The 26,926-nt window shown below is 62.4% G+C and carries 24 protein-coding genes and 2 pseudogenes; 22 read left to right on the plus strand and 4 right to left on the minus strand.

Annotated features, from left to right (window positions below):
* Positions 1-99: 99 nt before the first annotated feature.
* The 4 genes from lysS to H9642_RS04730 all read left to right on the plus strand — a co-directional run bounded on the left by lysS (position 100) and on the right by H9642_RS04730 (position 4,042).
* Positions 100-1,602 carry a lysine--tRNA ligase gene (lysS, locus tag H9642_RS04715; protein ID WP_251835232.1) on the plus strand — a complete coding sequence of 501 codons (1,503 nt, stop codon included), beginning with the start codon at positions 100-102 and terminating at the stop codon, positions 1,600-1,602.
* 173 nt (positions 1,603-1,775) lie between these two features.
* Complete coding sequence (locus H9642_RS04720) at positions 1,776-2,327, plus strand: aldo-keto reductase family protein (RefSeq protein ID WP_251835233.1); 552 nt, start codon at positions 1,776-1,778, stop codon at positions 2,325-2,327.
* A 7-nt stretch (positions 2,328-2,334) separates the two neighbouring features.
* A complete protein-coding gene (locus H9642_RS04725) occupies positions 2,335-3,630 on the plus strand; it encodes a flavohemoglobin expression-modulating QEGLA motif protein (RefSeq protein ID WP_251835234.1) in 1,296 nt (431 codons plus the stop codon).
* 88 nt (positions 3,631-3,718) lie between these two features.
* A complete protein-coding gene (locus tag H9642_RS04730; protein WP_251835235.1) occupies positions 3,719-4,042 on the plus strand; it encodes a PA3694 family proteiin in 324 nt (107 codons plus the stop codon).
* A 42-nt stretch (positions 4,043-4,084) separates the two neighbouring features.
* Here the strand turns inward: H9642_RS04730 and H9642_RS04735 are convergent, their stop codons facing one another.
* Positions 4,085-4,423 carry a pilin assembly protein gene (locus H9642_RS04735; protein ID WP_251835236.1) on the minus strand — a complete coding sequence of 113 codons (339 nt, stop codon included), beginning with the start codon at positions 4,421-4,423 and terminating at the stop codon, positions 4,085-4,087.
* 105 nt (positions 4,424-4,528) lie between these two features.
* Here H9642_RS04735 and ppc point away from each other — a divergent pair, with 105 nt between their 5' ends.
* The 10 genes from ppc to H9642_RS04785 all read left to right on the plus strand — a co-directional run bounded on the left by ppc (position 4,529) and on the right by H9642_RS04785 (position 14,059).
* A complete protein-coding gene (ppc, locus tag H9642_RS04740; protein WP_251835237.1) occupies positions 4,529-7,162 on the plus strand; it encodes a phosphoenolpyruvate carboxylase in 2,634 nt (877 codons plus the stop codon).
* 163 nt (positions 7,163-7,325) lie between these two features.
* A complete protein-coding gene (gene adk / locus H9642_RS04745; protein WP_251835238.1) occupies positions 7,326-7,973 on the plus strand; it encodes an adenylate kinase in 648 nt (215 codons plus the stop codon).
* Between the two features lie 136 nt (positions 7,974-8,109).
* Complete coding sequence (gene tsaB, locus H9642_RS04750; protein ID WP_251835239.1) at positions 8,110-8,781, plus strand: tRNA (adenosine(37)-N6)-threonylcarbamoyltransferase complex dimerization subunit type 1 TsaB; 672 nt, start codon at positions 8,110-8,112, stop codon at positions 8,779-8,781.
* 248 nt (positions 8,782-9,029) lie between these two features.
* Positions 9,030-9,212, plus strand: a complete 183-nt coding sequence (locus tag H9642_RS04755) for a hypothetical protein (protein WP_251835240.1) — start codon at positions 9,030-9,032, stop codon at positions 9,210-9,212.
* 101 nt (positions 9,213-9,313) lie between these two features.
* Positions 9,314-10,174 (plus strand): DUF72 domain-containing protein, encoded by an 861-nt coding sequence (locus tag H9642_RS04760; RefSeq protein WP_251835241.1) that lies wholly within the window; start codon positions 9,314-9,316, stop codon positions 10,172-10,174.
* A gap of 68 nt (positions 10,175-10,242) precedes the next feature.
* The gene (locus H9642_RS04765; protein WP_251835242.1) at positions 10,243-11,073 is read left to right on the plus strand and encodes an isocitrate lyase/PEP mutase family protein; all 831 of its coding nucleotides are present in this window, start codon (positions 10,243-10,245) and stop codon (positions 11,071-11,073) included.
* A 3-nt stretch (positions 11,074-11,076) separates the two neighbouring features.
* Positions 11,077-11,763 (plus strand): extensin-like domain-containing protein, encoded by a 687-nt coding sequence (locus tag H9642_RS04770; protein ID WP_251835243.1) that lies wholly within the window; start codon positions 11,077-11,079, stop codon positions 11,761-11,763.
* 97 nt (positions 11,764-11,860) lie between these two features.
* Positions 11,861-12,646: a class I SAM-dependent methyltransferase gene (locus tag H9642_RS04775; protein ID WP_251835244.1), complete on the plus strand. Its 786-nt coding sequence runs from the start codon at positions 11,861-11,863 to the stop codon at positions 12,644-12,646.
* A 93-nt stretch (positions 12,647-12,739) separates the two neighbouring features.
* On the plus strand, positions 12,740-13,381 hold the full coding sequence (locus H9642_RS04780; RefSeq protein WP_251835245.1) for a hypothetical protein: 642 nt from the start codon (positions 12,740-12,742) through the stop codon (positions 13,379-13,381).
* Between the two features lie 51 nt (positions 13,382-13,432).
* Positions 13,433-14,059 carry a helix-turn-helix transcriptional regulator gene (locus H9642_RS04785; RefSeq protein ID WP_251835246.1) on the plus strand — a complete coding sequence of 209 codons (627 nt, stop codon included), beginning with the start codon at positions 13,433-13,435 and terminating at the stop codon, positions 14,057-14,059.
* Positions 14,060-14,108: 49 nt separating this feature from the next.
* Here H9642_RS04785 and H9642_RS04790 read toward each other — a convergent pair whose 3' ends face one another.
* A complete protein-coding gene (locus H9642_RS04790; RefSeq protein WP_251835247.1) occupies positions 14,109-14,744 on the minus strand; it encodes a TetR/AcrR family transcriptional regulator in 636 nt (211 codons plus the stop codon).
* A gap of 91 nt (positions 14,745-14,835) precedes the next feature.
* Here H9642_RS04790 and H9642_RS04795 point away from each other — a divergent pair, with 91 nt between their 5' ends.
* Entirely contained in the window at positions 14,836-15,939 is a 1,104-nt protein-coding gene (locus H9642_RS04795) for an efflux RND transporter periplasmic adaptor subunit (protein WP_251835248.1), read from the plus strand.
* A gap of 6 nt (positions 15,940-15,945) precedes the next feature.
* A complete protein-coding gene (locus H9642_RS04800) occupies positions 15,946-19,023 on the plus strand; it encodes an efflux RND transporter permease subunit (RefSeq protein ID WP_251835249.1) in 3,078 nt (1,025 codons plus the stop codon).
* 30 nt (positions 19,024-19,053) lie between these two features.
* Here the strand turns inward: H9642_RS04800 and H9642_RS04805 are convergent, their stop codons facing one another.
* Positions 19,054-19,614: a TetR/AcrR family transcriptional regulator gene (locus tag H9642_RS04805; RefSeq protein ID WP_251835250.1), complete on the minus strand. Its 561-nt coding sequence runs from the start codon at positions 19,612-19,614 to the stop codon at positions 19,054-19,056.
* Between the two features lie 200 nt (positions 19,615-19,814).
* Between H9642_RS04805 and H9642_RS04810 the strand changes: the two are divergent.
* From H9642_RS04810 to H9642_RS04825, 4 genes and pseudogenes are all read left to right on the plus strand, one after another.
* A pseudogene (locus H9642_RS04810) lies at positions 19,815-20,672 on the plus strand (MBL fold metallo-hydrolase).
* A gap of 136 nt (positions 20,673-20,808) precedes the next feature.
* Positions 20,809-21,633 (plus strand): annotated as a pseudogene (locus tag H9642_RS04815) (DMT family transporter); the annotation flags it as partial.
* 84 nt (positions 21,634-21,717) lie between these two features.
* The gene (locus H9642_RS04820) at positions 21,718-21,930 is read left to right on the plus strand and encodes a hypervirulence associated TUDOR domain-containing protein (protein WP_251835370.1); all 213 of its coding nucleotides are present in this window, start codon (positions 21,718-21,720) and stop codon (positions 21,928-21,930) included.
* 1 nt (position 21,931) lies between these two features.
* Complete coding sequence (locus tag H9642_RS04825; protein WP_251835371.1) at positions 21,932-22,519, plus strand: DUF488 domain-containing protein; 588 nt, start codon at positions 21,932-21,934, stop codon at positions 22,517-22,519.
* A gap of 47 nt (positions 22,520-22,566) precedes the next feature.
* Here the strand turns inward: H9642_RS04825 and plsB are convergent, their stop codons facing one another.
* Positions 22,567-25,068, minus strand: coding sequence for a glycerol-3-phosphate 1-O-acyltransferase PlsB (plsB, locus tag H9642_RS04830; RefSeq protein ID WP_251835251.1), 2,502 nt, complete (start codon positions 25,066-25,068; stop codon positions 22,567-22,569).
* Positions 25,069-25,268: 200 nt separating this feature from the next.
* On the opposite strand from plsB, the gene H9642_RS04835 reads away from it, so the two are divergent.
* Positions 25,269-26,192, plus strand: a complete 924-nt coding sequence (locus H9642_RS04835; protein ID WP_251835252.1) for an ABC transporter ATP-binding protein — start codon at positions 25,269-25,271, stop codon at positions 26,190-26,192.
* Positions 26,189-26,923 carry an ABC transporter permease subunit gene (locus H9642_RS04840; RefSeq protein WP_251835253.1) on the plus strand — a complete coding sequence of 245 codons (735 nt, stop codon included), beginning with the start codon at positions 26,189-26,191 and terminating at the stop codon, positions 26,921-26,923. Before H9642_RS04835 ends, H9642_RS04840 begins: the two co-directional genes overlap by 4 nt.
* The last annotated feature ends 3 nt before the right edge of the window (positions 26,924-26,926 follow it).

The following is a 26,926-nucleotide window of genomic DNA, read 5'->3' on the forward strand; positions in this document are numbered from 1 at the left end:
CTGTCCCGCCGGCAACTTCGAATCGCAAACCTGGTGCGCCAGACGCACCTGTACATGGGCACGGAACCTACCGTGCCCCATCGGGAAAACACGACGACCATGAGCGAACAACCGCTGAACCAGCACGCCATCCAAGAGGAAGAGAACAGCCTGATCGCCCTGCGCAAGGAAAAACTTGCCGCTGAGCGTGCCAAGGGCAATGCCTTCCCCAACGACTTTCGCCGCGACAGCTACGCAGCCGACCTGCTGAAACAGTACGCGGACAAAAGCAAGGAAGACCTGGAGGCAGCGGCGATTCCGGTCAAGGTGGCCGGGCGCATCATGCTCAACCGTGGCGCTTTCATGGTGATTCAGGACATGAGCGGCCGCATCCAGGTGTATGTCGATCGCAAGACCCTGCCGGCCGAGACCCTGGCCGAGATCAAGACCTGGGACATGGGTGACATCATTGCCACCGAAGGCACCCTGCAGCGCTCCAACAAGGGCGACCTGTTTGTACACATGAGCAGCGTCCGTCTGCTGACCAAGTCGCTGCGCCCGCTGCCGGACAAGCACCATGGCCTGACCGACACCGAGCAGCGTTACCGTCAACGCTACGTCGACCTGATGGTCAACGAGGAAACCCGCCACACCTTCCGCGTGCGTTCCCAGGTGATTGCCCACATCCGCAAGTTCCTCGCCGAGCGTGATTTCCTCGAAGTGGAAACCCCGATGCTGCAGGTCATCCCGGGCGGTGCGGCGGCCAAGCCGTTCGAGACCCACCACAACGCCCTGGACCTGCCGATGTTCCTGCGCATCGCGCCGGAGCTGTACCTCAAGCGCCTGGTGGTTGGCGGCTTCGAGCGCGTCTTCGAAATCAACCGCAACTTCCGTAACGAAGGTGTTTCGACCCGGCACAACCCCGAGTTCACCATGCTCGAGTTCTACCAGGCCTACGCCGACTACGAAGACAACATGGACCTCACCGAAGAGCTGTTCCGCGAATTGGCCCTGGCGGTGCTGGGCTCTACCGATGTGCCCTATGGCGACAAGGTGTTCCACTTTGGCGAGCCCTTTGCGCGCCTCTCGGTGTTCGACTCGATTCTCAAGTACAACCCGGACATCACCGCGGCCGACCTGCAGGACCTCGACACCGCCCGTGCCATCGCCAAGAAAGCCGGCGCCAAGGTGCTGGGCTTCGAAGGTCTGGGCAAGCTGCAGGTGATGATCTTCGAAGAGCTGGTCGAGCATCAGTTGGAACAGCCGACCTTCATCACCCAGTACCCGTTCGAAGTCTCGCCGCTGGCGCGCCGCAACGATGAGAACCCGAACGTCACCGATCGTTTCGAGTTGTTCATTGGCGGCCGCGAAATCGCCAACGCCTACTCTGAGCTTAACGACGCGGAAGACCAGGCCGAACGTTTCCTGGCCCAGGTGGCTGACAAGGATGCCGGCGACGACGAAGCCATGCACTTCGATGCCGACTTCGTGCGCGCCCTGGAATATGGCATGCCGCCGACCGCGGGCGAAGGTATCGGCATTGACCGCCTGGTGATGCTGCTGACCAACTCGCCGTCGATCCGCGACGTCATCCTGTTCCCGCACATGCGCCCGGAGCAGTGATCGTTCGTTGAATAAAAAACCGCCCTTGGGCGGTTTTTTTGTGCCACGAGTTAGATCGGGCCGGGCTACATCGCGATCGCCCGCTCGGCTGCGTAGGGTTGCTCCCACTTGCTAAGCTTTCTGCACATCAAGTCGTTGATCCAGCCGAGCCGACCGTCAACAAGGAGCATGAAATGCAAGCCTGGCGAATTCTGCTGTTGGTGCCCTTTTTCTTGCTCGGTGGATGTCTGGTGTCCTTTCGTGAGCCGCTGCCGGCCAACGAGCCGGCGCCCATCCCATTGCTGGGCGAATGGACGCACAAGAACGAATGGGGCGAACGGATTTATATGCGGGTCAGTCGTGCCGGCAGCAACCTGTACAAGGCACTTGTCTACCAGGCCGATCCGGATGATCCCGAGGATGCGCAGGAATATGGCTTTACCGTGGCCCAGCATGGCCGGCGCTGGTATTTTTCCGCCGGCTTGCCAAAACGGCTGGGCAACAATTTCGCGATTGCGGGGTTCGAGCTCACCACCGATAACGAATTGGTGATCTACACCCTCGATGTTCAGCGTATCCTACAGGCGATAGATGACGGCACGCTGACCGGCAAGCGGGTGGACACTCCCGAAGGCGATGGTGCGCTAATCAGCAGTGACTTGCAGCAAGTGTTCGCCTATCTCGATGATCAGGCCAATACCGATACCTTTATCGAAGTGGCGCGCTTTCAGCGCGTCGGCCAGTGAGGGGCCGATGAATTTACGAGAAGAACTGGACGACTATCAACTGACGGTCCGGGCGCTGTCCGACCGGCTAGTAGAAGCACAGACGCCGATCCGCGTCCTCGATGCGGTGAAGTGGGATGACAGTATTCGACAGGGATTCTTCGACGCCCATTGCAAGCGCCTGCCGCAAGTCGACCAGGCCTATTACCAGAGCCGTCCGCTGGCCTTCGATGCCGAGGCCAAGAAGCGCGAGTTCCAGGATATCGAACGGGACATTACCCGCCAACTCGGCCAGTTCAATCCGGTCGGACAGATCATGCGGCGCATGTGTCGCGAATACCGCATGGTCATTCGCATGCTCGAAGCGCGTGGCACTGCAGATTTCGGGCTGATCTCTCAGGAACTCTACGGTGCGGCCACGGATGCCTTCCACGCTGGTGATCCGACTCTGGCCGACCTGGGCCTGATGCTTTCCGATTACCTGAACAACATCGCCGACCGTAGCGACCTGCAGGACGAGCCCCGGACGCTGACCGCCAACCAGGCGGTAGAGTTGTTGCAAAGCCGCCTGGATGGCGTGTTTGGCGAGGGGGAGGGAGTGGTCAGGGTATTCGAGTCCGATGGCATCTTGGCCGACGCGGCGGCCGGCGCCGATTACATCAAGATCCGCAGCGATGCGATGTTCAACGTTCGCGACATCAAGGCCCTGGAGGTCCATGAGGGACTGGTGCATGTGGGCACCACGCTCAATGGGTTGAGCCAGCCGATCTGTACGTTCCTGGCCAAGGGGCCGCCTTCTTCCACGGTGACGCAGGAAGGGCTGGCGATCCTTATGGAGGTGATTGCCTTCGCGTCCTACCCGACCCGCCTGCGCAAGCTGACCAACCGCACCCGCGCCATTCACCTGGCCGAGGAGGGCGCCGATTTCCTCGACATATTCCAGTTCTTCCACGATCAGGATTACAGTCAGGAAGAGAGCTACAGCAACGCCAGCCGGGTGTTTCGTGGCTCAACGCCCAGTGGTCTGCCCTTCACCAAGGACCTGTCGTACCTGAAGGGTTTCATCCTCATCTACAACTACATCCAGCTCGCCGTGCGCAAGGGCAAGCTGGAGCAGATTCCGCTGTTGTTCTGCGGTAAGACCACCTTGGAAGATATGCGCACACTGCGTCAGCTGGTGGATGAAGGCCTGGTGGCGCCGCCGCGCTATTTGCCCGAGCAGTTCCGCGACCTCAATGCATTGTCGGCGTGGATGTGCTTCTCCAACTTCCTCAATCACCTGAGCCTGGATCGCATCGAGGCTGATTACGCGAATATTCTTTAACGGGAACGGGCAGCACGCTGATCAGGCTGCGTTTTTTTGCTTGCTGGCCGACAATGACCGGCAGAATCCTTCTGTAGTGGACTTTCGCATGACCGAACGCAATCTCATTCCCTATATCCTCACCTCCATCGGCACCGTCGTCGCCACTGTGGCGGTACTGACCTACTACGGCTATGTGCATGTCGCCAAACCCGAGGATGCGCTGCTGCTGGCTGACTTCACCATGCTCAAGACAGTGCCGGGTGAGGACTACAAACTGTCGCTCAAGCCGGCGCAGCAGGTGGCCCAATGCATCGACGGCGTGCTGGTGCTGTTCGACACCCAGCAAAAAGGCCTGACCGGCGTGCTGGTCGACAACCGCAAACAGGCGGTGCGCTGCATGGGGGAGGAAACCCCGCAACTGATCAAGTGAGCCATTGCAAGTGAGCCATTGAGGGCCTGCTGGCCAGGCACTTCAATGGCTTTTCTGCTCGCTGCTCAGACGTCGCAGGTACTGGCGCGACAGGGCCAGAAAACGCGGCGTCGGGCCAATATCTTCATACAGCGGATCGCCCTGTTCATCGGTGGCCACCACCTGGCTGCCCTTGACATAGGGCAGGCTGGCTTCAAGTTCTTCCAGCGCGGCGGCAATCAGCTCGCCAAGCAACTCCTCAACGCTGCGCTTGGGGTACATCTCGGAGAGCGCAGTGAGTCGCGCCGCCGACTCCAGATCGAGATGTAGCTGATAGCTCTGGGCGGTCATCCGCCCCTTGGCATTTTGTTCCCAGTGCTGAACAAGCTCGCGGATTTTCATGCAGACCTCGGATCGACGTGTTCTTTAAAGCTAGCCCATACGGGCGTGTTGGCTAAACCGCAGGTGCGCTGCCACGCTGTAACGGGTAGAAGAAGGAGCCAACAGATGGCGACGATCGATGTACGGCTGCGCGAGGACGTACACCTGCTCGGCGAATTGCTCGGCGAGACCATTCGCGAACAGTATGGTCCGGGCTTTCTGAACAAGATTGAGCGTATCCGCAAGGGTGCCAAAAGCGCGCGCAAAGGCTCCGAGGCGGGCGCCCGGCAATTGACGCAGAACCTCGATGCGCTGGCCGAAGGCGAGCTGTTGCCGATGACCCGGGCTTTCAATCAGTTTCTCAACTTGGCCAATATCGCCGAACAATACCATCAGGTTCGTCGACGTTCGCCACACGAGGCGGTGCCCTTTGAAGATCGCGTGCTGGGCGATCTGTTCCGGCGTCTGAAGGCAGCGGGCATGCGCGCCGAAGACCTGGCCACTCACGTAGCGGGCCTGGAGATCGAGCTGGTGCTCACCGCCCATCCCACGGAAGTGACCCGCCGCACCCTGATCCAGAAATACGACGCCATTGCCATCGAGCTGGCCGTTGCCGATCACGACCTGAGCCCGGCCGAGCGCACGGCCAGCCGGGTGCGCTTGCGTCGTCTGGTTGCCGAGGCCTGGCACACCGAGGAAATTCGCCGCCAGCGACCCAGCCCGCTGGACGAGGCCAAGTCCGGTTTCGCTGTCATCGAGCATTCGCTGTGGCAGGCAATGCCGACCTTCATGCGTGGACTCGATCAGGCTCTGCTGGAGTGCTGCGGTCAGCGCTTGGCCTTGAGCGTTGCGCCGGTCCGCTTTGCGTCCTGGATGGGCGGTGACCGGGACGGCAACCCCAACGTCACCGCTGCGGTGAGCCGCGAAGTGTTGCTACTGGCGCGTTGGATGGCCGCCGATCTATTTTTGCGGGATATCGATCAACTGATCGATGACCTGTCCATGCAGCGTGCCAATAGCGCGTTGCGCGAGCGGGTGGGGGATTGCGCCGAGCCTTATCGAGCCGTACTCAAGCCGCTGCGTGAGCGCTTGCGCACGACCCGCGCCTGGGCCGAGGCGGCGTTGGAAGCGCCGTTGGCAGCGAGCGCCGGCACCCTGACCAACACCGCCGAACTGCGCGAGCCGCTGGAGCTGTGTTATCGCTCCCTGCAGGACTGTGGCATGGGCGTGATCGCCGATGGCCCGTTACTGGATTGCCTGCGCCGCGTGGCGGTGTTCGGCTTGTTCCTCACCCGCCTGGATATCCGTCAAGAAGCCGGCCGGCATGCGGCGGCGCTGGATGAGATCACTGAATTTCTCGGCCTGGGTCATTATCGGGACTGGGGCGAAGAGCGCCGTCTGGCCTTTCTGCAGGACGAGTTGGTCAACCCGCGTCCGTTGTTGCCGCGCGGCCATGTGCTAAGTGCCGAGAACGCCGAAGTTCTCGCCACCTGTGCGCTGATTGCCGAGGCCCCGGCTGCGGCGGTGGGCTCCTATGTAATTTCCATGGCCGGTGCACCCTCGGATGTGCTGGCGGTGCAATTGCTGCTCAAGGAGGCGGGCGTGAGGCGCGCTATACGCGTGGTGCCGCTGTTCGAAACCTTGGCTGACCTGCAGCGCGCAGGGCAGGTCATCGACCGACTGCTGGCATTGCCGCTCTATCGCGCGAGCCTGGCCGGGGTGCAGGAAGTCATGATTGGGTATTCCGATTCGGCCAAGGACGCTGGTACCACGGCCGCCGCCTGGGCGCAGTACCAGGCGCAGGAAAACCTGGTGGCCGTGTGTCGACGACATGCTGTGGAGCTGCTGCTGTTTCACGGCCGCGGCGGCACCGTCGGGCGCGGCGGAGGGCCGGCCCATGCGGCGATTCTGTCGCAGCCGCCGGGGTCGGTGTCCGGCCGTTTGCGTACGACCGAGCAAGGCGAAATGATCCGCTTCAAATTCGGCTTGCCCGCCATCGCCGTGCAGAACCTCAATCTCTATCTGGCGGCCGTGCTCGAAGCCACGGTAGAGCCGCCTCGCGAACCTGAAGAGGCTTGGCGCGCGCTGATGGACGAGATGGCCGCTGCAGGGCTGGCGGCCTATCGAGGGGTGGTGCGTGAGCATGCGCAGTTCGTCGAGTACTTTCGCCAGGCCACCCCGGAGCAAGAACTGGCGCGTCTGCCGCTGGGCAGTCGCCCGGCACGGCGTCAGGCGGGAGGCGTGGAGAGCCTGCGGGCGATTCCGTGGATCTTCGCCTGGACACAGACGCGGCTGATGCTGCCGGCTTGGCTGGGCTGGGAAGCCGCGCTCGCCGAGGCCCTGCAACGCGGCGATGGTGAGCGGCTGAAGGCCATGCGTGAACACTGGCCGTTCTTCGGAACGCGCATCGACATGCTGGAAATGGTGCTGGCCAAGGCGGATGTGGAGATTGCCCGCCTGTACGATGAGCGTCTGGTGCAGGCGCCACTGCGCAAACTGGGCGATAAATTATGCGGCCTATTGTCGCAGGCGTGTGATTGCGTGCTCCAGGTGACCGGGCAATCGGTACTCTTCAGTCACAACCCGCAGACCTTGGCGGCGATCAATGTGCGCAACACCTATCTGGACCCGTTGCACCTCCTGCAAGTAGAGCTTTTGGCACGTTCACGAGCGTCGCCGGAGGGTGGCAGTCAGCAGGTCGAGCAGGCATTGCTGGTGAGTGTCGCGGGGATCGCCGCCGGGTTGCGAAATACCGGTTGAGCGGCTTTTTTTGTCATTTTGCTGTGGCTTGTGCGCCTCGAAAGCGCTGTGTATCTTGGTCAGCCTTTCGCTGTTGGGTGGGCGAACCGGTTGTTGTACGAAACTGGCCCGCTAAAGACCATACGACTTTTTTCTTGTTTACTTCATCTTGAGGAGCACAACGATGCGCGTGATTCTGCTGGGAGCGCCCGGTGCCGGCAAAGGTACCCAGGCCCGTTTTATCACCGAAAAATTCGGTATCCCGCAAATTTCCACCGGCGACATGCTGCGCGCAGCCGTCAAGGCTGGGAGTCCGCTGGGCCTGAAGGTGAAGGGCGTGATGGAAAGCGGTGGTCTGGTGTCCGATGACATCATCATCGACCTGATCAAGGAACGCATTACCCAGCCCGATTGCGCCAACGGTTTCCTGTTTGACGGTTTCCCGCGCACTATTCCTCAGGCCGAAGCCCTCAAGGACGCCGGCGTGACCATTGATAACGTGGTCGAAATCGCCGTTGATGACGAAGAGATCGTGTCCCGTGTCGCGGGCCGCCGCATGCACCCGGCATCCGGTCGTACCTACCACATTCAGTACAATCCGCCGAAAGTCGCCGGCAAGGACGACGAAACGGGCGAAGAGCTGATCCAGCGTGACGACGACAAGGAAGAAACCGTGCGTCATCGCCTGTCCATCTATCACTCGCAGACCAAGCCGCTGGTGGACTTCTACCAGAAGCTGTCGGCTGCTGAAGGCACGCCGAAGTACAGTGCCGTTCCCGGTGTTGGCTCCGTGGAAGAGATCACTGCCAAGGTGTTCGCAGCGCTAAGCTGATCGGCGTTACTGCACACAACGGCCCGCTTGCGGGCCGTTGGCGTTTCTTGGCGAAACCCGTTACCGCTCTCTGACCCACAGCCTCCTACGACGGGCTTATAATGCCCGCCCTTCTGATCTGCCCGGAAACCTGCACATGACCACCTTGCTGGCCCTGGATACCGCCACTGAAGCCTGCTCCGTAGCCTTGCTGCATGAGGGCCGGGTGTACAGCCATTACGAGGTGATTCCGCGCCTGCATGCTCAGCGGCTGCTGCCCATGATTCAGGACCTGTTGGCCGAGGCCGGTGTGGCGCTGTCGGCGGTCGAGGCCATTGCGTTCGGCCGGGGGCCCGGGGCCTTTACCGGCGTGCGCATTGCGGTGGGCGTGGTGCAAGGGCTGGCCTTCGCCTTGCAGCGTCCCGTGTTGCCGATTTCCAATCTGGCGGTGCTGGCCCAGCGCGCCCACCGCGAGCATGGCGCCGTGCAGGTTGCTGCCGCCATCGATGCCCGCATGGATGAGGTGTACTGGGGCTGCTATCGCCTGGAGCAGGGCGAGATGCGCTTGGTCGGCAGCGAGGCGGTCTTGCCGCCTGAAACCGTCTGCTTGCCACGCGATGCTCAGGGTGATTGGTTCGGCGCCGGCACTGGCTGGGGTTACGCCGAACGCTTGTCGGTGGCACCGGTTGTGCAGTATGCCGGTATGTTGCCGCACGCCGAAGATCTGCTGCGCCTGGCTGAATATGCCTGGCAGCGCGGCGAAGCCGTAGAGGCTGAGCACGCCCAGCCGGTGTATCTGCGCGACAAGGTAGCCACGCCCAAAGTGTGATGGGGTTGGCCTGGTTGCGCTCTGGTCTCGCACATTTCCTGAACTCGTAATAGCCAAGCCGGTCGGATGATCCGGCAATGCGCGGTCGATCACGGCTGATGCATTGCTCGAGCATTTAGAGTGGCGGCCCTTGCGAGGTTCAACATATGCGTATCGATGCAATTCGGAGCTCGGCGCTCCCTAAGCGCCCCGGTCGATCTGGACGGGGGTGGCGTGCCTCCAACGCAGCCGACGCAGTGGACGAGGGGGTGGTCGAAACCCGACAACCCGTCATTGAGGGCGATTACCAGGCGGCGTCCAGTGCGCGCTCGATTCGCCCGGCCGCCGCCTTGCAGACTCCCAGTACCCGCGTGCTGCGAGCCTTGGAAAGCTATGCGTGTATTGCGGCCATGGTGGCCGAGCCTGGGGATTACCTCGATACGTACGCCTGACGCCTGACGCCTGCACGTTTGCGGGGCGGCGCAACGCCACTGTGGTTGCCCCACGGGCTACAATCCGCGTCATCTCAAGTTGAGTCAGGCTTTATTTCCACGTGTTGCCCTACTTTATCGGCTGTCCATCCTGGAGCGAAGCAGGCTGGCGGGGTCAGCTTTACCCCGAGAACGCCCGCGCCGCTGATTTTCTTGGCCACTACTGCCAGGTCTTCAATGCCGTTGAAGGCAATACCACCTTCTACGCCCGTCCCGCCCCGGCAACCGTGCAACGTTGGGTTGAGCGCATGCCCACGGGGTTTCACTTTTGCGCCAAGCTGCCCCGCGACATCAGTCACGAGGGCGATTTGCGCAGTCAGTTCAGCGCCACGGACAGCTTCCTGAGTTTGCTGGCTCCCCTGGGTGAGCGAGTCTCACCGTTGTGGTTGCAGTTACCGGCCGCATTTGGCCCGGCGCGCCTGGGCGAACTGGCTGCCTGGCTGGATGAATTCCAGCAGCGCCGAATTGCCGTCGAAGTTCGCAACCCGGCGTTTTTTGCCAAGGGCGAAGAGGAGCGCGCGCTGAATCGCCTGTTGCACGAGCGTGGGGTGGAACGTATCTGTCTCGACGCCCGCGCCCTGTTCAGTCACTGCTCCGAGGATCCGGCGGTCTTGCATGCTCAAGCCAAGAAACCACGCGTGCCGGTGCGCCCGGCGGCCTTTGGTAACCAGCCCCAGGTGCGATTTATCGGCGGTCCGGATTTGGCTGCCAACCAGCGCTTCCTGGCGCCTTGGGTGGACAAGGTGGCTGGCTGGATCGAGGAGGGACTGGCACCGCATGTTTTCCTGCATACGCCGGATAACCTGCTGGCGCCGACCCTGGCCCGACAGTTTCACGCCGCCTTGAGCGTTCGCCTGCCAGGCCTTCCCGCGCTGGCGCAAAGCCCACAGGAAGCCGCCGAAGAGCAGCTCGGCTTGTTTTAACGGCGAGTGGCAATCGCGCTTCAAGCAGGGCTGCTAAGGTGCAACGTGGACTGTGGAAGGAGCGAACGATGGCCACCCAAGCACAACGTGCTGAAACCTTTCGAGCCCTGGAACAGCGCAATCAGTTGCTGGTTCTGCCCAATCCGTGGGATGCCGGGTCGGCAAAAATTCTTGCTTCATTGGGTTTCGAGGCGCTGGCGTCCAGCAATGCCGGTTTGGCCTTTTCCCTGGGGCGTTGCGACGGTGAAGGTCGCATCAGCCGCCAAGAGGCGCTCGCCAATGCGCGCGCCATTGTCGAAGCAACCGATCTGCCGGTCGCCGCCGATCTTGAAAACGGTTATGGCGATACGCCGGATGATTGTGCACTGACTATTCAGCAGGCCGCCGAGGTCGGCTTGATTGGGGCTTCGATCGAGGACGCCAGCGGTAATCCCCTGGCGCCGATCTATCCCCTGGAACTGGCGGTGGAGCGCATTCAGGCGGCGGCACAGGCGGCGCGCAGCCTGGATTTCCCGTTCAGCCTGTGCGCGCGGGCAGAAAACTACTTGCATGGTCGTCCCGACCTCGACGATACCGTGCGCCGCTTACAGGCCTTCGCCGCAGCCGGTGCCGATGTGCTGTATGCCCCGGGGTTGACGCATCGACAGCAAATCATCGCGGTGGTCCAGGCAGTGGCGCCCAAACCGGTGACCGTTATGGTGGGAATCGCGGGCTTGCAGCTGTCGTTGGTCGGCCTGGCGGAAGTGGGCGTGCGACGAGTATGTCTGGGGTCCAGTCTGGCGCGGGTTGCCTACGGCTCGTTTTATCAGGCGGCCGGCGAGCTGGCCCGACGCGGTAGCTTGCACATAACCCGGCAAGCCATCTCGCTTGAACGCCTGAATGATCTGTTGCGTTATTAGGGCATGCGCATCGGCCTGCTGCTGATCGTGCTGGTGCTGGTTGGCGTGCCGTGGGCTATCAACCGCGGCTGGCTTGACGTGCCACCGCGCTGGGACCCGTGGGCGCCGCTGGATGTGCACGCTCCGCGCAATCTATTGACCGGCTTCAAGCTGTGGCGCCTGCAGAATGAGCCCCAGCTGTGCGAGGCAGCTCTGCAATCCAGCTCGCTGCGTTATACGCATCAGCCCGACAGCTCACCTGCTGCGCAATGCCCTCTGGAGAATGTGCTGCGCATTACGGGTTCCGAGCTGGGTTTCAACCAGAGCTTTCTGGCCACCTGCAGGCTGGCAGTGGCGTTTGCGCTGTTCGAGCGGCATGGCCTGCAGCCAGCCGCTCAAGCCGTGTTTGGTCAGCCCGTGGTTCGTCTCGAACACTACGGCAGTTTCGCCTGCCGGAACATCGGCGGCAGCCAGCGGCGTAGTCAGCATGCGTTGGCCAATGCTCTGGATATGGCCGCCTTTCGCCTGCGGGATGGCCGACGCATCAGCGTGCTCAACGACTGGCAGGGTGCGACGAAGGAAGCGCTGTTTTTGCGCCGGGTGCATCAGGCGGCGTGTGAGCATTTCAAGATCACCCTCGGCCCGGAGTACAACGTCGCCCATCGCGATCACTTTCATGTGGATATGGGCGGTTTTCGCATGTGCCGCTGAGGGAAGCGATTACCCCCGCCGTGCTTCAGGCAGCGCAGTGGCTGCGCCTCTGGCACAATGCGCGCCGTTTTCCGGTCATCCGTTGTGAGTCCCTTCAATGTCCGTGTCTCTACCCACCATTCGCGTCGAACCCCTTGAGCCCCGCTTTGCCGAGGCGGCCCAGCGCTGGGCCGAACGGCTGGGTCTGACATTGGGCGGCGAGGCAGAATATGCCCTGCAACAGGGTGAGCAAGGTTTGCAACTGGCAGAGCTGGGGCCCAAGGCACCGGGGCCGGTGCGGGTGGACTTTGTCGAGGGCGCAGTGGCCCACCGGCGATTGTTTGGTGGCGGCAGCGGGCAGATGATTGCCAAGGCGGTCGGCGTGCAGAGCGGCGTGCGTCCACGGGTACTCGATGCCACCGCCGGGCTGGGGCGTGACGCCTTCGTGCTGGCCTCGCTGGGCTGTGAGTTGCAATTGATCGAGCGCCAGCCGCTGATCGCTGCGCTGCTTGAAGACGGCCTGCAACGGGCGTTGGGTGATCCGGACGTGGCCTCGATTGCGGCGCGCATGCAACTGCACCAAGGCAACGCCATTGAGCGGATGCAGAATTGGCAGGGTGAACCCCCGCAGGTGATTTACCTCGACCCGATGTTTCCGCACCGCGACAAGAGCGCGCTGGTGAAAAAGGAAATGCGCCTGTTCCGCCCCTTTGTCGGCGACGACCTGGACGCGCCGGCGCTGCTGACCGCCGCGCTGGCGCTGGCCTCCCACCGCGTGGTGGTCAAACGCCCACGCAAGGCACCGATTATCGACGGCCCCAAGCCCGGCTACAGCCTGGAGGGCAAGTCCAGCCGCTATGACATCTACCCGCTGAAAACGCTGCAGCCTCAGCGCAGCGAGTGAGGCGCTGGTCGCGCAAATGGCTGCATTCCAATAACGGCATTTTTTTATGCTTAAATTGGTTTCATGGGGGGCCATCCATACGAGGATACCGTCATGAATACCAAGACTCTGCTTTTGCTGCTGTGCGGATTGTTGCTTCAACCGGCTTGGAGTTATGCGGACGCAGGGCAGGCTTATACCGCACCCGCAGTAGCCGATTCCAAAGCTCTTTCTACACGACTGGCGTTGCGAGATCTGTGGGTCGAGCATGTGTTCTGGGTGCGCAGTTATGTGATTGCCAACCAGGTCGGCGAGGCGGCAGCAGCCAAGGTCGCAACCACTGAAGTCGTGGCCAATGCCACGGCTATCGCCAACAGCATCGCGCCGCTGTACGGCCAGCCGGCCGCCGACCAGCTGCTCGACCTGTTGGCCGGGCACTGGGGGGCGGTAAAGCAGTACAGCGATGCCGTGGTTGCGAAGAATGAAGCTGGGAAGGATGCCGCAGTCGCTGAGCTGACCAGTAACGCCAAGGCCATCGCGGTATTCCTGGCTTCGGCCAATCCGAATTTGCCAGAAAACACCCTGGTAGCCATGCTCAATGCCCATGGCGGGCACCATATCGCGCAGATCGACCAATTGGCGAAAAAGGACTACGCCGGCGAAGCCAGAACCTGGCAAGCCATGCGTGAACATATGTTGGTGCTGGGCGACACCTTGACTGCGGCATTGGTCAAGCAGTTCCCGGATAAGTTCTAACCGGTCGGGGAGGGCGTTGCGGCGCCTTCCCTCCACTCCGCGGGGTGATACATGTTCCAGGGGTTGGGGCGTACGCAGCAGGATCTGCTGAGCGCTCTACTGTATCAGCCGTCAGGCATGAGCATTGAGGCGTTAGCCCAGCAATTGGCGGTGACGCGGACCGCAGTGCGCCAGCATCTGGCTGCGCTGGAGCGCGACGGACTGATTCACCGTGGCGGCACCCGGCCGACCGGACGACGGCCCGAGCAGTTGTATGTGCTCAGCACGGCTGGCCAGGAGCTGTTTCCGCGGCAATATCGGCTATTGGCCAGCCTGCTGATAGGCGAGGTTGCCCAAGTTCTGGGGCGAGAGGGGCTGATTGCCGTATTGCGCAGCCTGGGTAAACGGCTCGCCAGCAATCTGGAGCAGCAGGCGGTCAGCGAGGAGCGAATCGTCGGCCATATGAACCAGGCCGGTTACGAGGCTGAGGTGTTCTTTCGCAGTGCGGGAGAGCCGGAAATCGTCGCGCACAACTGCGTGTTCCACCAATTGGCCAATGCCCATCCGGAAGTCTGCGAGCTTGATCTGGCATTGATTGGCACCTTGGGCCAGGCAGAGGTGGAGCATCTGGAGTGCATGCTGCGCGGCGGGCAGGTCTGCCGCTTCCGGTTGCGCAGCACCCCCGATGACGAGCCGTGACGCAATGTCAGCCGGTCTGGAGCCGCTACTACGCTGTTTTGCTTGCAGCTCAGACGCTGTAGGCCCTGATAAATAACCCCACCACCTCGCGCACATGCCGCTCGGCTTCCTCGTTGCCCTGGCAAGTGGCGCAGCCGATCAGCTGGCGAAAATTGTGGCCGCCTTTGAGCAGCGAGCAAAAATGTTCGGCGGCAGCCTGTGGGTTGGTGATGCGCAGTGTGCCGGCCTGGTCGGCCTGATGCATCACGCGCTCCATCTTGTCGAGGATGCGCTGCGGCCCGGCGGCGTAAAAAAGCTGGACGAGCTGAGGGTTGGGCTTGGCTAGGGTGAACATCAAGCGATGCATGGCCAGGGATTCTTCGCTGCTGATCAGCGCGTGAAAGGCGCGACCAATGGCCACAAGGTGGGCGTCGATGGGTTCGGCAGCGCTCGGTTCGGTGAACAGCTGCGGTAGCTGCTCCTCGCACTTGGCTTCCACCGCCGCGCAAAACAGTGTGTCCTTGTCGGTGAAGTGGCTGTAAACGGTGAGTTTGGAGACGCCGGCCTCACGGGCGATGGCGTCCATGCTGCTGCCCTCATAGCCGTGGCGCAGGAATAACGACTTGGCCGCTTCGAGGATGGCCTGGCGTTTTGCCGGGTCTTTAGGACGACCCGGGCCCTGATTGGGTAAAGCGTGCTCAGACATGTGTTCTCGTACTGGACGGTTGGGGTGACTGTTTTTACTATACCCGTCAGTACAATTATTCCAATACGCCTCTGCGCGAAAGGTCACCCTCATGTTTCGTCATGTTCTGTCTCTCGCTCTGCCTGTCTCTTTAATCGCTCTGCTAGGCGCATGCGGCAATGGTCAAGAGGTGGAGGCGCCACCGCGTCCGGCAATGGTGGTGCAGCCGCAGCCGGCCGGCGCGTCGCTGGACACCTTTGCCGGCGAGGTTCGTGCACGGCTGGAGCCGGAGCTGGCCTTTCGAATCGGTGGCAAAGTGGCCAAGCGCCTGGTGGATGTCGGCGAGCGGGTGAAGAAGGACCAGCCGCTGGCTGAGCTGGACCCGCAGGACGTGCGCTTGCAGCTTGAAGCGGTACGCGCCCAGGTGGCCGCCGCCGAGGCCAATCTGCAGCTGGCCAGCGCCGAGCGTGACCGGTATCGCACGCTGCTGGAGCGGCAACTGGTCAGTCGCTCGCATTTCGACAATGCCGAAAACAGCTACCGCTCCGCCGCGGCGCAACTCAAGCAGATTCAGGCCCAGTACGACGTGGCACGCAACCAGGCAACCTATGCGGTGTTGCGCGCGTCGGAAGATGGCGTGATCGCCACACGGCGCATCGAGGTCGGTCAGGTCGTCGCAGCCGGGCAGACGGTGTTTACCCTGGCTGCCGATGGCGAGCGGGAAGTGGTGATCAGCCTGCCGGAACAGGCGCTGGACCGCTACCGCATCGGCCAGGACGTCACCGTACAGCTCTGGTCGCATCTGCAGCAGCGTTATCCGGGACGCATTCGCGAACTGTCACCGGCCGCCGATCCGCAGTCGCGCACCTTTGCTGCACGGGTCGCCTTTCAGGATGCCGACGTACCGGCCGATCTGGGCCAGAGCGCCCGGGTGTTCATTCGCAATGCTGAAGACGTGCCGCTGGCGGTGCCGCTGTCGGCGGTCTCGGCCGAAGGCGGACAGCCTTTTGTCTGGGTGGTAGCTCCGAAGACGGCCACCCTGGAGCGTCGTCCGGTGCGCCTGGGTGCCTACGGCGAACGTCAGGTGCCGGTTCTCGAAGGCCTGCGGGAACATGAGTGGGTGGTGGCTGCCGGCGTGCATGTGCTGCGCGAAGGACAGAAGGTGCGCCCGGTGGACCGCGACAACCGGCTTGTCGAGCTGGCGGCTGGGGAGTAGGTCCGGATGAAATTCAACTTGTCTGCCTGGGCGTTGCAGAATCGCTCCATCGTGCTCTATCTCATGCTCTTGCTCGGGGTGGTCGGCGCGCTGTCCTACACCCAGCTGGGCCAGAGCGAAGACCCGCCGTTCACCTTCAAGGCCATGGTCATCCAGACCCAGTGGCCGGGCGCCAGTGCCGAAGAAGTCTCGCGCCAGGTCACCGAGCGCATCGAGAAGAAGCTGATGGAAACCGGCGCCTACGAGCGCATCGTGTCCTTCTCGCGGCCGGGCGAATCCCAGGTGACCTTCCTGGCCCGCGACTCCATGCATTCGGATGAGATTCCCGAGCTGTTCTATCAGGTGCGCAAGAAGATTGGCGACATTCGCCACACCCTGCCACCGGGGGCGATCGGTCCCTTTTTCAATGACGAATTCGGCACCACCTTCGGCAATATCTATGCACTGACCGGCGATGGTTTCGATTACGCGGTGCTCAAGGATTACGCCGACCGCATCCAGTTGCAGCTGCAGCGTGTCAAGGATGTCGGCAAGGTCGAACTACTCGGCTTGCAGGACGAGAAGATCTGGATCGAGCTGTCCAATACCAAACTGGCCACTCTTGGCCTGCCACTGGCTGCCGTGCAGCAGGCGCTGGAGGCGCAGAACGCCGTGGCGGCCGCCGGCTACTTCGAAACCCAGACCGACCGTATCCAGCTGCGCGTCAGCGGGCGCTTTGAAACCGTCGAGCAGATCCGCGCCTTTCCCATTCGCGTGGGGGATCGCACCTTCAACCTGGGTGACGTGGCCGAAGTACGCCGTGGTTTCAGCGATCCGCCGGCGCCGCGCATGCGTTTCATGGGTGAGGACGCCATTGGCCTGGCAGTGTCGATGCGTGAGGGCGGCAATATCCTCGTGCTCGGCGAAGCGCTGGAAACCGAGTTCAGCCGCCTGCAGCAAAGCCTGCCCGCCGGGATGCAGCTGAGCAAGGTGTCGGATCAGCCGGCGGCGGTGAAAACCGGCGTGGGCGAATTCATTCAGGTGCTGACCGAGGCGGTGATCATCGTCCTGCTGGTGAGCTTTTTCTCCCTGGGCCTGCGCACGGGCATGGTGGTGGCGCTGTCCATTCCGCTGGTACTGGCGATGACTTTTGCGGCCATGTACTACCTGGGCATCGGCCTGCACAAGATCTCCCTCGGCGCGCTGGTGCTGGCGCTGGGCCTGATGGTGGACGACGCGATCATCGCGGTGGAGATGATGGCCATCAAGATGGAACAGGGTTACGACCGCCTCAAGGCGGCCAGTTTCGCGTGGACCAGCACGGCCTTTCCGATGCTCACCGGCACGCTGATCACCGCGGCAGGCTTCCTGCCGATTGCCACCGCGCAGTCCAGCACCGGCGAGTACACCCGCTCGATCTTCGAGGTGGTGACCATTGCCCTGCTGGTGTCGTGGATCGCCGCAGTGGTGTTCGTGCCCTACCTGGGCAACCGCCTGCTGCCGGACCTGGCCAAGCAGCACGCGGCCAAGCATGGCGGCGCCGCTGCCCATGACCCCTATGCCACGGCATTCTACAAGCGCGTGCGCCGGCTGATCACCTGGTGCGTACGGCGCCGCAAGACCGTGCTTGTCCTGACCCTCGCAGCGTTTTTCGGCTCGGTGCTGCTGTTCCGCCTGGTGCCCCAGCAGTTCTTCCCGCCTTCGGCGCGCCAGGAACTGATGGTGGATATCAAGCTCGCCGAGGGCGCTTCGCTGCGGGCTACCGAGCATGAAGTGCGCCGCCTGGAAGCCTTACTCGCCAGGCAACCCGGCCTGGAGAATTACACCGCGTATATCGGCAGCGGCTCGCCGCGCTTCTACCTGCCGCTGGATCAGCAACTGCCGGCCACCAGCTTCGCCCAGTTTGTCGTGCTGGCCAGCTCCATCGAGGATCGCGAAGCGCTGCGTAGCTGGCTGATCGATACCGTCAACGAAGAGTTTCCGACCTTGCGCACGCGAGTGTCCCGACTGGAAAACGGTCCGCCCGTGGGCTATCCGCTGCAGTTTCGGGTCAGTGGCGAGCATATCGATGAGGTGCGCGACCTGGCCCGCGAAGTGGCCGGGGTGGTACGCCAGAACGCCCATGTGACCAATGTGCACCTGGACTGGGAAGAACCCAGCAAGGTGATCCGCCTGGAGCTGGACCAGGAGCGCGCCCGCGCCCTGGGGGTGAATACCGCGTCGCTGTCGCGCTTTTTACAAAGCGCACTGAGCGGCTCGCGGGTCAGCCAGTTCCGCGAGGACAACGAGCTGATCGAAATCCTGCTGCGCGGCACCCTGGAGGATCGCCAGAGCCTGACGTTGCTGCCAAGCCTGGCGGTGCCTACCGACAGCGGCAGGAGTGTGCCGCTGTCGCAGGTGGCGACTCTGGAGTACGGTTTCGAGGAAGGCATCATCTGGCACCGCGACCGCCTGCCGACCGTGACCGTGCGCGCCGACATCTACGGTGCCGAACAGCCGGCCACGCTGGTGCAGGAGATCCTACCCCACCTGGCCGAACTGCGCGCCAACCTGCCGGATGGCTACCTCTTCGAGGTGGGCGGCACCGTGGAGGACTCCGCGCGTGGTCAGCGATCGGTGATGGCCGGCATGCCGCTGTTCGTGGTGGTGGTGATGAGCCTGCTGATGTTGCAACTGCGCAGCTTCTCGCGCTCGATCATGGTATTTCTCACCGCACCACTGGGGCTGATCGGTGTGACGCTGTTCCTGCTGATCTTCCAGCAGCCGTTCGGTTTCGTCGCCATGCTGGGCACCATTGCACTGTCGGGGATGATCATGCGCAACTCGGTGATTCTGGTGGATCAGATCGAGCAGGACATCACTGCCGGCCACGAGCGCTGGACCGCGATCATCGACGCCACGGTACGGCGTTTCCGCCCCATCGTGCTCACCGCCATGGCGGCGGTGCTGGCCATGATCCCCTTGTCGCGCAGCGTGTTCTTCGGGCCTATGGCGGTGGCCATCATGGGCGGGCTGATCGTCGCCACGGCACTGACGCTGCTGTTCCTGCCGGCGCTGTATGCGGCCTGGTTTCGCGTTCGTGAGGACGAAACTGTGAGGAATTGAGCGCCTGGCCCGGGGACGATACCTGTCAACTCAGATACCGGCTCCCTTGAGTAGCACCTGCGCGGCATCCTTGGCGTCTCGCGCCTGTTCGCCAGGACCTTCGAGGTGGGCCATGCTGAGCGCGCCTTCGAGCAGATATTGCAGCTGGCGCGCAAGTTGCTGCGGCTGTGGGGCGGCAAGTCGTTCCAGCAGCTCGCGCAGATAGGCCTGCAGCTCCGCCTTGTTGGCTGACGAGCGCCGGTGAATGGAATGTTCGTTGTCGTGGTATTCCGCCGCGGCATTGACGAACAGGCAGCCGCAGTACTGCTCGCTTCCATGAATCATGGTGTGCAAACCATCGAACACAGCCAAGAGTGCCTCGCGCGGGGGCAGCTTGTTCGCGCGTTCGCGCAGCCGCTCGAACATGAGCTGGTGACGTCCTTCCAGCACTGCAAGGATCAGTTCTTCCTTGGATTTGAAATGCTTGTACAACGTCATCTTGGCCACGCCGGATTCCGCCAGGATCCGGTCGATTCCCGTGGCGTGATAGCCCTCGCGATAGAAAAGCCGTTCTGCCGTTTCGATCAGCTGGTCGCGTTTGTTCGTTGCCATAACTACCTCCTCGGATCGGCCATTATGCGGAAGTGAGAGGACTGCTCCAACCAATCGTCTCTGTGGCCCATATTGCGCTTGAGGTGTACAGACAGGTCTGTCTATTATCCAGTCGTGCAAACAGACCACGCACCCTGGCGGCACTGCTTGAGGCGTCATGCAACCAGAAAGTGGCCGATCGTCCTGAGAGGAGTCATGACATGAACGTGGCGAAGATCGTTACTCTGGTACTGCTTAGTCTGGCTGCACGCGTGGAGGCGGCCGATGAGCTGCGCTTCAGTCTGATCAAGACGGCGCAATCCCAAGACCGGGGCGAATATTCCTGGCGTAACGGTGCCTGGGAGCGCCCCGAACCCATGCTCCACGTGGCGCTCCTGATTGAACATCAAGGTTCTCGACTGCTGTTCGGCACCGGTCTGGGTCGGCATATTGACGCTCAGGTCGATGCTGAGGTGCCTTGGCGAATCAAGCGTTATAGCCGGGTCGTGGCGGTGCGGGATTAGTTGGAGCGTGACGGTTTGGAAATCGATCGCATCCTGCTGGGTTGCGCCTGCTGGGAGCACGCGTCGGGCCTGGCGGACTTTCCCGATGTGCCGGTGCTGGCCAGCGCTGAAGGGATTCGCTACAGCCAGATCGCCACACCACCGGCCGTCCTGCCCAGTCAGTTTGCTCATTCGGTACGCTGGCAGCCGCTGCGCTTCGAGGCGAATCCCATCGGTGGATTCGCGCACAGCCTCGATCTATTCGGAGATGGCAGCCTGATCGTGGTGCCATTGACCCAGCATGGTGCGCTCGGCCTGTTCCTGACGCTTTCCGACGGTACCCGCTACTTTTTCAGAGGAGATACGCTCGGCCAGCCCGAAAAGCCGAGCGCCCAACCGGACGGCATCCACACGCAGGGTTGGCAAGAGCTTGCGGCCTCGGGGTTTTATCCCGGCTGGGTGCAATCCTATGCGAGCCGCGTTGAGGCGACGCCTGGCGCGCGTTCGCCGGTATTGCGCAGCCATGCTTCCATAAGTGAGAGGGGCCACGATTCGACCAGGATCAACGTCAAATAGGCATCTTTGGCCCGGACATGCTGCGCCGCCAGCGCCTAGGCCGATGGGCCGAAAGCGCCGCACCGTGCTGGACCTCTAACCATGGGCTGCCGATCGGGTGTATATGTGGCCGCCACCTCACATGGAATAAAACCTCATGCCGGCGCCCCGTATTCTACTGCTCACCCTGTTGGCCATGCTGGGGTTCGCCGGCAATTCGCTGTTGTGCCGCCTGGCGCTCAAGGAGGGTGCGCTGGATGCGGCCACCTTCACCAGTCTGCGGCTGCTATTCGGCGCGCTGACGCTCTGGGTGCTGGTGCGCCTGGGGCAGCGCCGTTTGGCCGGCAACTGGCTTTCGGCATTGGCCTTGTTCCTGTATGCCGCGGCATTCTCCTTCGCCTACTTGCGCCTGGATACGGGAACCGGCGCGTTGTTGCTGTTCGGTGCGGTCCAGGTCGGCATGGTTGTGGCGGGCTGGCGGCGGGGTGAGCGTTTAAACCGCTGGCAGGGAGTGGGATTCTTGCTGGCGGTCTGCGGTCTGCTGGCGCTGTTGTTGCCGGGCGCCAGTGCGCCCGATCTGCTCGGTGCCCTGCTGATGGCGATATCCGGGCTGGCCTGGGCGCTATATTCGTTGCGCGCAAGGAACACCGCCGACCCATTGGCGGTCACCGCGGGTAATTTCCTGCTCGCCGCGCCATTGGCCCTGGGGCTCAGCCTGCTGCAGGTTGCCGAAGTGCGCTGGAGCGGTATGGGCGTGTTCTATGCCGTCGTATCGGGCGCCCTGACCTCGGGTGTCTGCTATGCCATCTGGTACAGCGCATTGCGCGGACTGACGGCGGTGCAGGCCGGGACCGTGCAGCTCAGCGTACCGATCCTGGCGGCTCTTGGCGGCAGTCTTCTGCTGGATGAAGCGCTGTCCTTGCGCCTGGCGCTGACGGCATTGGCCGTGCTTGGAGGGATCGCGCTCATGCTCCGAGCGAGGCCTGAACGCAGCACACAGCTCAACTTGCTGACCGTATGCCTGTCACAGCATGACGAACGTCGTCATTCACGATGGAGGATGGTCATGACTCAGAAGTTCAACGTCGGCGATCACGTCAGCTGGAACTCCGAGGCTGGGCGGGTCAGCGGCAAGATCACCAAGGTGCATACCCGCGACACCGAGTACAAGGGCCATCCGCGCCACGCCAGCGAGGAGGAGCCGCAGTACGAAATCAAGAGCGACAAGACTGACCATGTCGCCATGCACAAGGGAAGCGCGCTGAAGAAGATCGACTGACATAGCTGATCCGCATACTGTCTGGACCATCGGCCACTCGACGCGATCACTGCAGGAATTGGTTGCGTTGCTCAGGCATAACCGGATCGAGGCCGTCGCCGATGTGCGGCGTTTTCCCGGTTCGCGGCGTTTGCCGCAGTTCGGCGAAGCGGCCCTGCGCGCTGGCCTTGCCGAACAGGGCATCGATTACCACTGGATACCGGAGCTGGGCGGGCGTCGCCGCCCGTTGCCGGATACGGTCAATACTGCGTGGCGCAACAGCTCGTTTCGTGGTTATGCCGATCATCTGCACAGCGATGAATTCGCCGCGGGGCTGGTGCGGATGCTCGGGCTGGCTAGCCACAAGCGCACCACGCTGATGTGTGCCGAGCTGCTCTGGTGGCGCTGCCACCGTTCCCTGATTGCCGACGTGCTCAAGCTGCGCGGCATCGAGGTGCTGCATATTCAGGACGAATCCCATGTGCTTGTTCACCCTTACACCTCACCGGCGCGGCTGGTGGGAGGTCGGCTGAGTTATGCCGAGGGACAGGGCGAGCCGCTGGGCGAAAAGCCGCCCGGCAGCGGGAGTCAGATCAGCCTGGAATTGTGAAGCCTGAGCGCTGGCAGCCTGTTAGGTTGCCAGCTCCTTGGTGAGACCTACGCCTGGATGGCGTTTTCCGAGTCGGGTTGAGGGCTGGGTTGCCGTTTCAACGTGACCTGACGGATCGACAGGCGCACTTCGGTGGGCAGCACGCGCTTGGCAGCGCCTTCCACCAGTTCGGCCAGCTTGGGGGAGTGGCTGAGCTGGCCATGCTCGTTGCGGCGCAGCACACCCTGGCTCAGCAGGGCGCTGATGAAGTTGCGGAACAGGCTCTTGTCGAAGAATTCCGGGGCGTTCAGGCCGTGCAGGATAGATAGGCGCTGGGCCATGACCGTGCACAGGCTTTCCAGTTCTTCAGCGTCCAAACCGTACTGCGGATGATCGAGGATCAGCGCCACGGTCATGTAGAAGCGCTGCAAGGTCTGCACGATGGCGCGCGACAACAGGGTGAGTAGCACGAACTCGCCTGAGCTGGGCGCCGGGCGAATGAAGACATCGTCCTCACGGCGCAGCAGGCCCTGTTCCACGAAGGCGTTCATCCACTCGTCGACCACCGCCTCCAGCTCATTCAGTTCATAACGAATGAACAGTTCGGCCTGCAGGTAAGGGTACAGCGCGGTCACGTAGCGCAGGATCTGTTCGCGACTGATGCGCCCACTGTTCTGGAAGAAACTCGCCAACAGCGATGGCAGCGCGAACACGTGCAGCACGTTGTTGCGGTAGTAGGTCATCAGAACCGCGTTCTGCTCATCCAGATACAGAATCTTGCCCAGCGCGTCCTGCTGGCTGGCGATGAACTTCATGTCCAGCACATGGGCGGTCAGCTGTTGGCCATCGCCCTCCGGCAGGGTGGTGTGCGGCGAGTAGGGCACCCGGCGCAGCAGCGCCAGGTAGCGGTCGAGGACGCTGGCCAGGCCGCGGTCATCAATGGCCAGCTTGCTGGTGGAGAGCATGACCATGGCCACCAGGTTGACCGGGTTGATCGCCGCCGCTTCGTTGAGGTGGCGGGCGACCGTGGTGCCAAGCTGGTTGGTGGCGGCGGTCAGCCACTCGGGACGGAAGTCCGGGCCCAGATCCTGCTGGCGCCAACCGGGCTGCTGCTGTTCGAGGAAATCGGCCAGCCTGATGGGTTCGCCGAAGTTCACCGCGACCTGGCCGAAGCGCTGGCGCAATGCGCCAATCACTTTGAACAGGTCGCCAATGGATTCCTTCTTTTTGCTCGCGCCACGCAGTTCGCCCAAGTAGGTGCGGCCTTCCAGTACGCGCTCGTAGCCGATGTACACCGGCACGAAGACGACAGGCAGGCGGTGCGAGCGCAGGTAGCTGCGCAGGGTGATGGCCAGCATGCCGGTCTTCGGCTGCAGAGTGCGCCCGGTGCGCGAGCGGCCGCCTTCGACGAAATACTCGACCGGGAAGCCGCGGCTGAACAGGGTATGCAGGTATTCGTTGAACACCGCGGTGTACAGCGGATTGCCCTTGAATGTGCGGCGCATGAAGAAGGCGCCGCCACGGCGCAGCAGGCCGCCGATCACCGGCATGTTCAGGTTGATGCCGGCTGCGATGTGCGGCGGTGTCAGCCCGTGGGTGAACAGCAGGTAGGAGAGCAGCAGGTAGTCGATGTGGCTGCGGTGGCAGGGCACGTAGATGACTTCGTGACCGCGGGCGATCTCCTGCACCTGCTCGATGTGGTTGACCTTTACACCGTCGTAGATCTTGTTCCAGAACCAGGACAGAACCAGTTCGAGGAAGCGGATCGCCGTGTAGGTATAGTCCGAGGCGATCTCGTTGCCGTAGCGCAGGGCGCGGGCTTCGGCCTTGTCGACGGAGAATTTTTCCCGTTCGGCTTCGTCGAGAATTGCCTGGCGCACGGCGGGCGCATGCACCAGGCCCTTGACCAGGTTGCGCCGGTGCGACACGTCCGGGCCGATGACGGCGGCCTTCTGGTTGCGGAAGTGCACACGCAGAATGCGGTGGGCCATGCGCTGGGTGCGTTCCGGTCCCTTGCCTTGATTGACCAGCTCACGTAGCTGAATCGGCGCGGCGAACTGCACGCGGGTCTTGCGGCCCAGAAACAGGATTGCCAGCAGCTTGCGCAGCCGCCCGGTGACCGCCCAGCTGTCGGCGAACAGCAGTTTCCAGGGGCTGGTCTCGCGGGCTGGCGACTGTCCCCAGTACACACTAACCGGCACGATCTGCGCTTCCGCCAGGGCATTTTGGTTAACGGCGGTGACCAGACGCGCCAGCGTCGGGGAAATGATGCGCTTGTCGCGGCGCCCCAACCATCCTGTCGGCGCATCGAGGAAGAAGAAGGCTGACGGTTCTTGGTGGCTTTCCATCGACACCTGGACCACCGGACGCGGCAGACCGGCCTTGGCGCATTCATGGTCGACTACCGCCAGGTCGCTGAGCGACGGCTTCTGCAGCACGTAAAACACGGGCTTGCTGCGATCAAGGTCAAGAGTGGCGGCGGACTGGCTGATGGTTTCCGAACGAACCCACAGATACAGCAGGCGCCGCAGGCTACCGAAAACAAGACGGTGAAGGGGTGTGCGGGTCATACGTCAGGTCGAATAAAACGAGCAATTGCTCGGGAGCGCTAGTGTGCCGCATCGCTGGGGGAGGGAAAAGCGGCAAAACGCGGAAAGAATTGACGCCTTGACGTGCCTTGCAATGGTTTGAAGCGAGCTTTTATAGTCCCGCGGCGTTGAATTCCCGGCCTGGTTACGGGGCTGGGCAGTGATCGGAGGATGGGACTCCCATGATTGAAATAAGAAACCTGACCAAACGCTTCAGCCGGCACACGGCGGTAGATGATTTGTCATTTGATGTTCGCCCGGGTGAAGTGCTGGGCTTTCTCGGCCCAAACGGCGCCGGCAAGTCGACGACCATGAAGATGCTCACCGGCTTCCTCGCCCCGACGTCGGGCACGGCCAGCATTCATGGCTTCGATATCCAGACCCAGACCCTCAAGGCGCAACGCCTGATTGGCTATTTGCCAGAAGGCGCGCCCTGCTACGGCGACATGCGCGTGCGCGGGTTTCTCAACTTCATGGCAGAAATCCGCGGCTTTCGCGGCGCGGAAAAAGAACGGCGCGTGGCCCGTGCGGTGGAACAGCTGGAACTGGCCACGGTGCTGGGCCAGAACATCGACACCCTGTCCAAGGGATTCAAGCGCCGTGTCGGCCTGGCCCAGGCGATTCTCCATGACCCCCGGGTGCTGATTCTCGATGAGCCCACCGACGGCCTGGACCCCAACCAGAAGCATCAGGTGCGCCAGCTGATCCAGGGCCTGGCCGAGGACAAGATCGTCATCATCTCCACGCATATCCTCGAAGAAGTCGGCGCGTTGTGCAGCCGCACCGTGGTGATTGCCCACGGCAAGCTGGTGGTCGATGCCACGCCCCTCGAGCTGGAACGACGTTCGCGCTATCACCAGGCCGTGACCCTGGTAAGCAAAGAGCCACTGGACGAAGCCGCGCTACGGGCCTTGCCGGGAGTTGCCGGCCTTGAACACAACCGGCGCGAACAGAGCCTGACCGTGCTGGCTGAGCCGGGCGCGGTAATTTTCCCTCACGTCAACGAGCTGATTCGCGCACGCGGCTGGGCCATTCGCGAGCTGGATGTGGAGCGCGGTCGCCTCGATGAAGTGTTTCGCAATCTGACCCGAGGGGAGGCGGCATGAAGCAGTTGCCGGTGATCTTCAAGCGCGAGCTGGCGAGCTACTTCGCCACGCCGCTGGCTTACATTTTCCTGATGATTTTCCTGGTGCTGACCGGGGTGTTCACCTTCTATCTGGGTGGTTTTTTTGAGCGCGGCCAGGCCGATCTGGGGAGTTTCTTCGCCTTCCACCCCTGGTTGTACCTGTTCCTGGTGCCCGCCATCGCCATGCGTTTGTGGGCCGAGGAGCGCAAGTCCGGCACCCTGGAACTGCTGATGACATTGCCGATCACCCGCGCCGAAGCAGTGGCCGGCAAGTTTCTCGCCGCCTGGGTGTTTGCCGGTCTGGCACTGCTATTGACCTTCCCGATGGTGCTCACCGTCAACTACCTGGGCGAGCCGGACAACGGCGCGATCCTTACCGGGTACCTGGGCAGCTGGCTGCTGGCCGGCGCCTATCTGGCGGTCGGCTCGTGCATGTCGGCGCTGGCGCGCAATCAGGTGATTGCCTTCATGCTCACCGTCAGCCTGTGCTTCTTGTTCATCGTCAGCGGCTTTCCCATGGTGATCGACGCCTTCAGCGCCTGGGCTCCGCAGGGCATGATCGATGCGGTGGCCTCGCTGAGTTTCCTGATTCGCTTCGAGGCGATCAGCAAGGGCGTCATCGACCTGCGCGACCTGCTGTATTTCCTCAGCTTTATTGTGGCCTGGATGGCCGCCACCGCCGTGGTGGTTGATCTGAAGAAGGCGGACTGAACC

Origin of the sequence: Serpens gallinarum (assembly GCF_014836765.1) — a bacterium.
Lineage (GTDB): Bacteria > Pseudomonadota > Gammaproteobacteria > Pseudomonadales > Pseudomonadaceae > Serpens > Serpens gallinarum.

Excerpts from the sequence above, each read along its gene's own strand:
- lysS (WP_251835232.1), top strand. The coding sequence starts at position 100 with ATGAGCGAACAACCGCTGAACCAGCACGCCATCCAAGAGGAAGAGAAC.
- H9642_RS04720 (WP_251835233.1), top strand. The coding sequence starts at position 1,776 with ATGCAAGCCTGGCGAATTCTGCTGTTGGTGCCCTTTTTCTTGCTCGGT.
- H9642_RS04725 (WP_251835234.1), top strand. The coding sequence starts at position 2,335 with ATGAATTTACGAGAAGAACTGGACGACTATCAACTGACGGTCCGGGCG.
- H9642_RS04730 (WP_251835235.1), top strand. The coding sequence starts at position 3,719 with ATGACCGAACGCAATCTCATTCCCTATATCCTCACCTCCATCGGCACC.
- H9642_RS04735 (WP_251835236.1), bottom strand. The coding sequence starts at position 4,423 with ATGAAAATCCGCGAGCTTGTTCAGCACTGGGAACAAAATGCCAAGGGG.
- ppc (WP_251835237.1), top strand. The coding sequence starts at position 4,529 with ATGGCGACGATCGATGTACGGCTGCGCGAGGACGTACACCTGCTCGGC.
- adk (WP_251835238.1), top strand. The coding sequence starts at position 7,326 with ATGCGCGTGATTCTGCTGGGAGCGCCCGGTGCCGGCAAAGGTACCCAG.
- tsaB (WP_251835239.1), top strand. The coding sequence starts at position 8,110 with ATGACCACCTTGCTGGCCCTGGATACCGCCACTGAAGCCTGCTCCGTA.
- H9642_RS04765 (WP_251835242.1), top strand. The coding sequence starts at position 10,243 with ATGGCCACCCAAGCACAACGTGCTGAAACCTTTCGAGCCCTGGAACAG.
- H9642_RS04770 (WP_251835243.1), top strand. The coding sequence starts at position 11,077 with ATGCGCATCGGCCTGCTGCTGATCGTGCTGGTGCTGGTTGGCGTGCCG.
- H9642_RS04775 (WP_251835244.1), top strand. The coding sequence starts at position 11,861 with ATGTCCGTGTCTCTACCCACCATTCGCGTCGAACCCCTTGAGCCCCGC.
- H9642_RS04780 (WP_251835245.1), top strand. The coding sequence starts at position 12,740 with ATGAATACCAAGACTCTGCTTTTGCTGCTGTGCGGATTGTTGCTTCAA.
- H9642_RS04785 (WP_251835246.1), top strand. The coding sequence starts at position 13,433 with ATGTTCCAGGGGTTGGGGCGTACGCAGCAGGATCTGCTGAGCGCTCTA.
- H9642_RS04790 (WP_251835247.1), bottom strand. The coding sequence starts at position 14,744 with ATGTCTGAGCACGCTTTACCCAATCAGGGCCCGGGTCGTCCTAAAGAC.
- H9642_RS04795 (WP_251835248.1), top strand. The coding sequence starts at position 14,836 with ATGTTTCGTCATGTTCTGTCTCTCGCTCTGCCTGTCTCTTTAATCGCT.
- H9642_RS04800 (WP_251835249.1), top strand. The coding sequence starts at position 15,946 with ATGAAATTCAACTTGTCTGCCTGGGCGTTGCAGAATCGCTCCATCGTG.
- H9642_RS04805 (WP_251835250.1), bottom strand. The coding sequence starts at position 19,614 with ATGGCAACGAACAAACGCGACCAGCTGATCGAAACGGCAGAACGGCTT.
- H9642_RS04820 (WP_251835370.1), top strand. The coding sequence starts at position 21,718 with ATGACTCAGAAGTTCAACGTCGGCGATCACGTCAGCTGGAACTCCGAG.
- plsB (WP_251835251.1), bottom strand. The coding sequence starts at position 25,068 with ATGACCCGCACACCCCTTCACCGTCTTGTTTTCGGTAGCCTGCGGCGC.
- H9642_RS04835 (WP_251835252.1), top strand. The coding sequence starts at position 25,269 with ATGATTGAAATAAGAAACCTGACCAAACGCTTCAGCCGGCACACGGCG.
- H9642_RS04840 (WP_251835253.1), top strand. The coding sequence starts at position 26,189 with ATGAAGCAGTTGCCGGTGATCTTCAAGCGCGAGCTGGCGAGCTACTTC.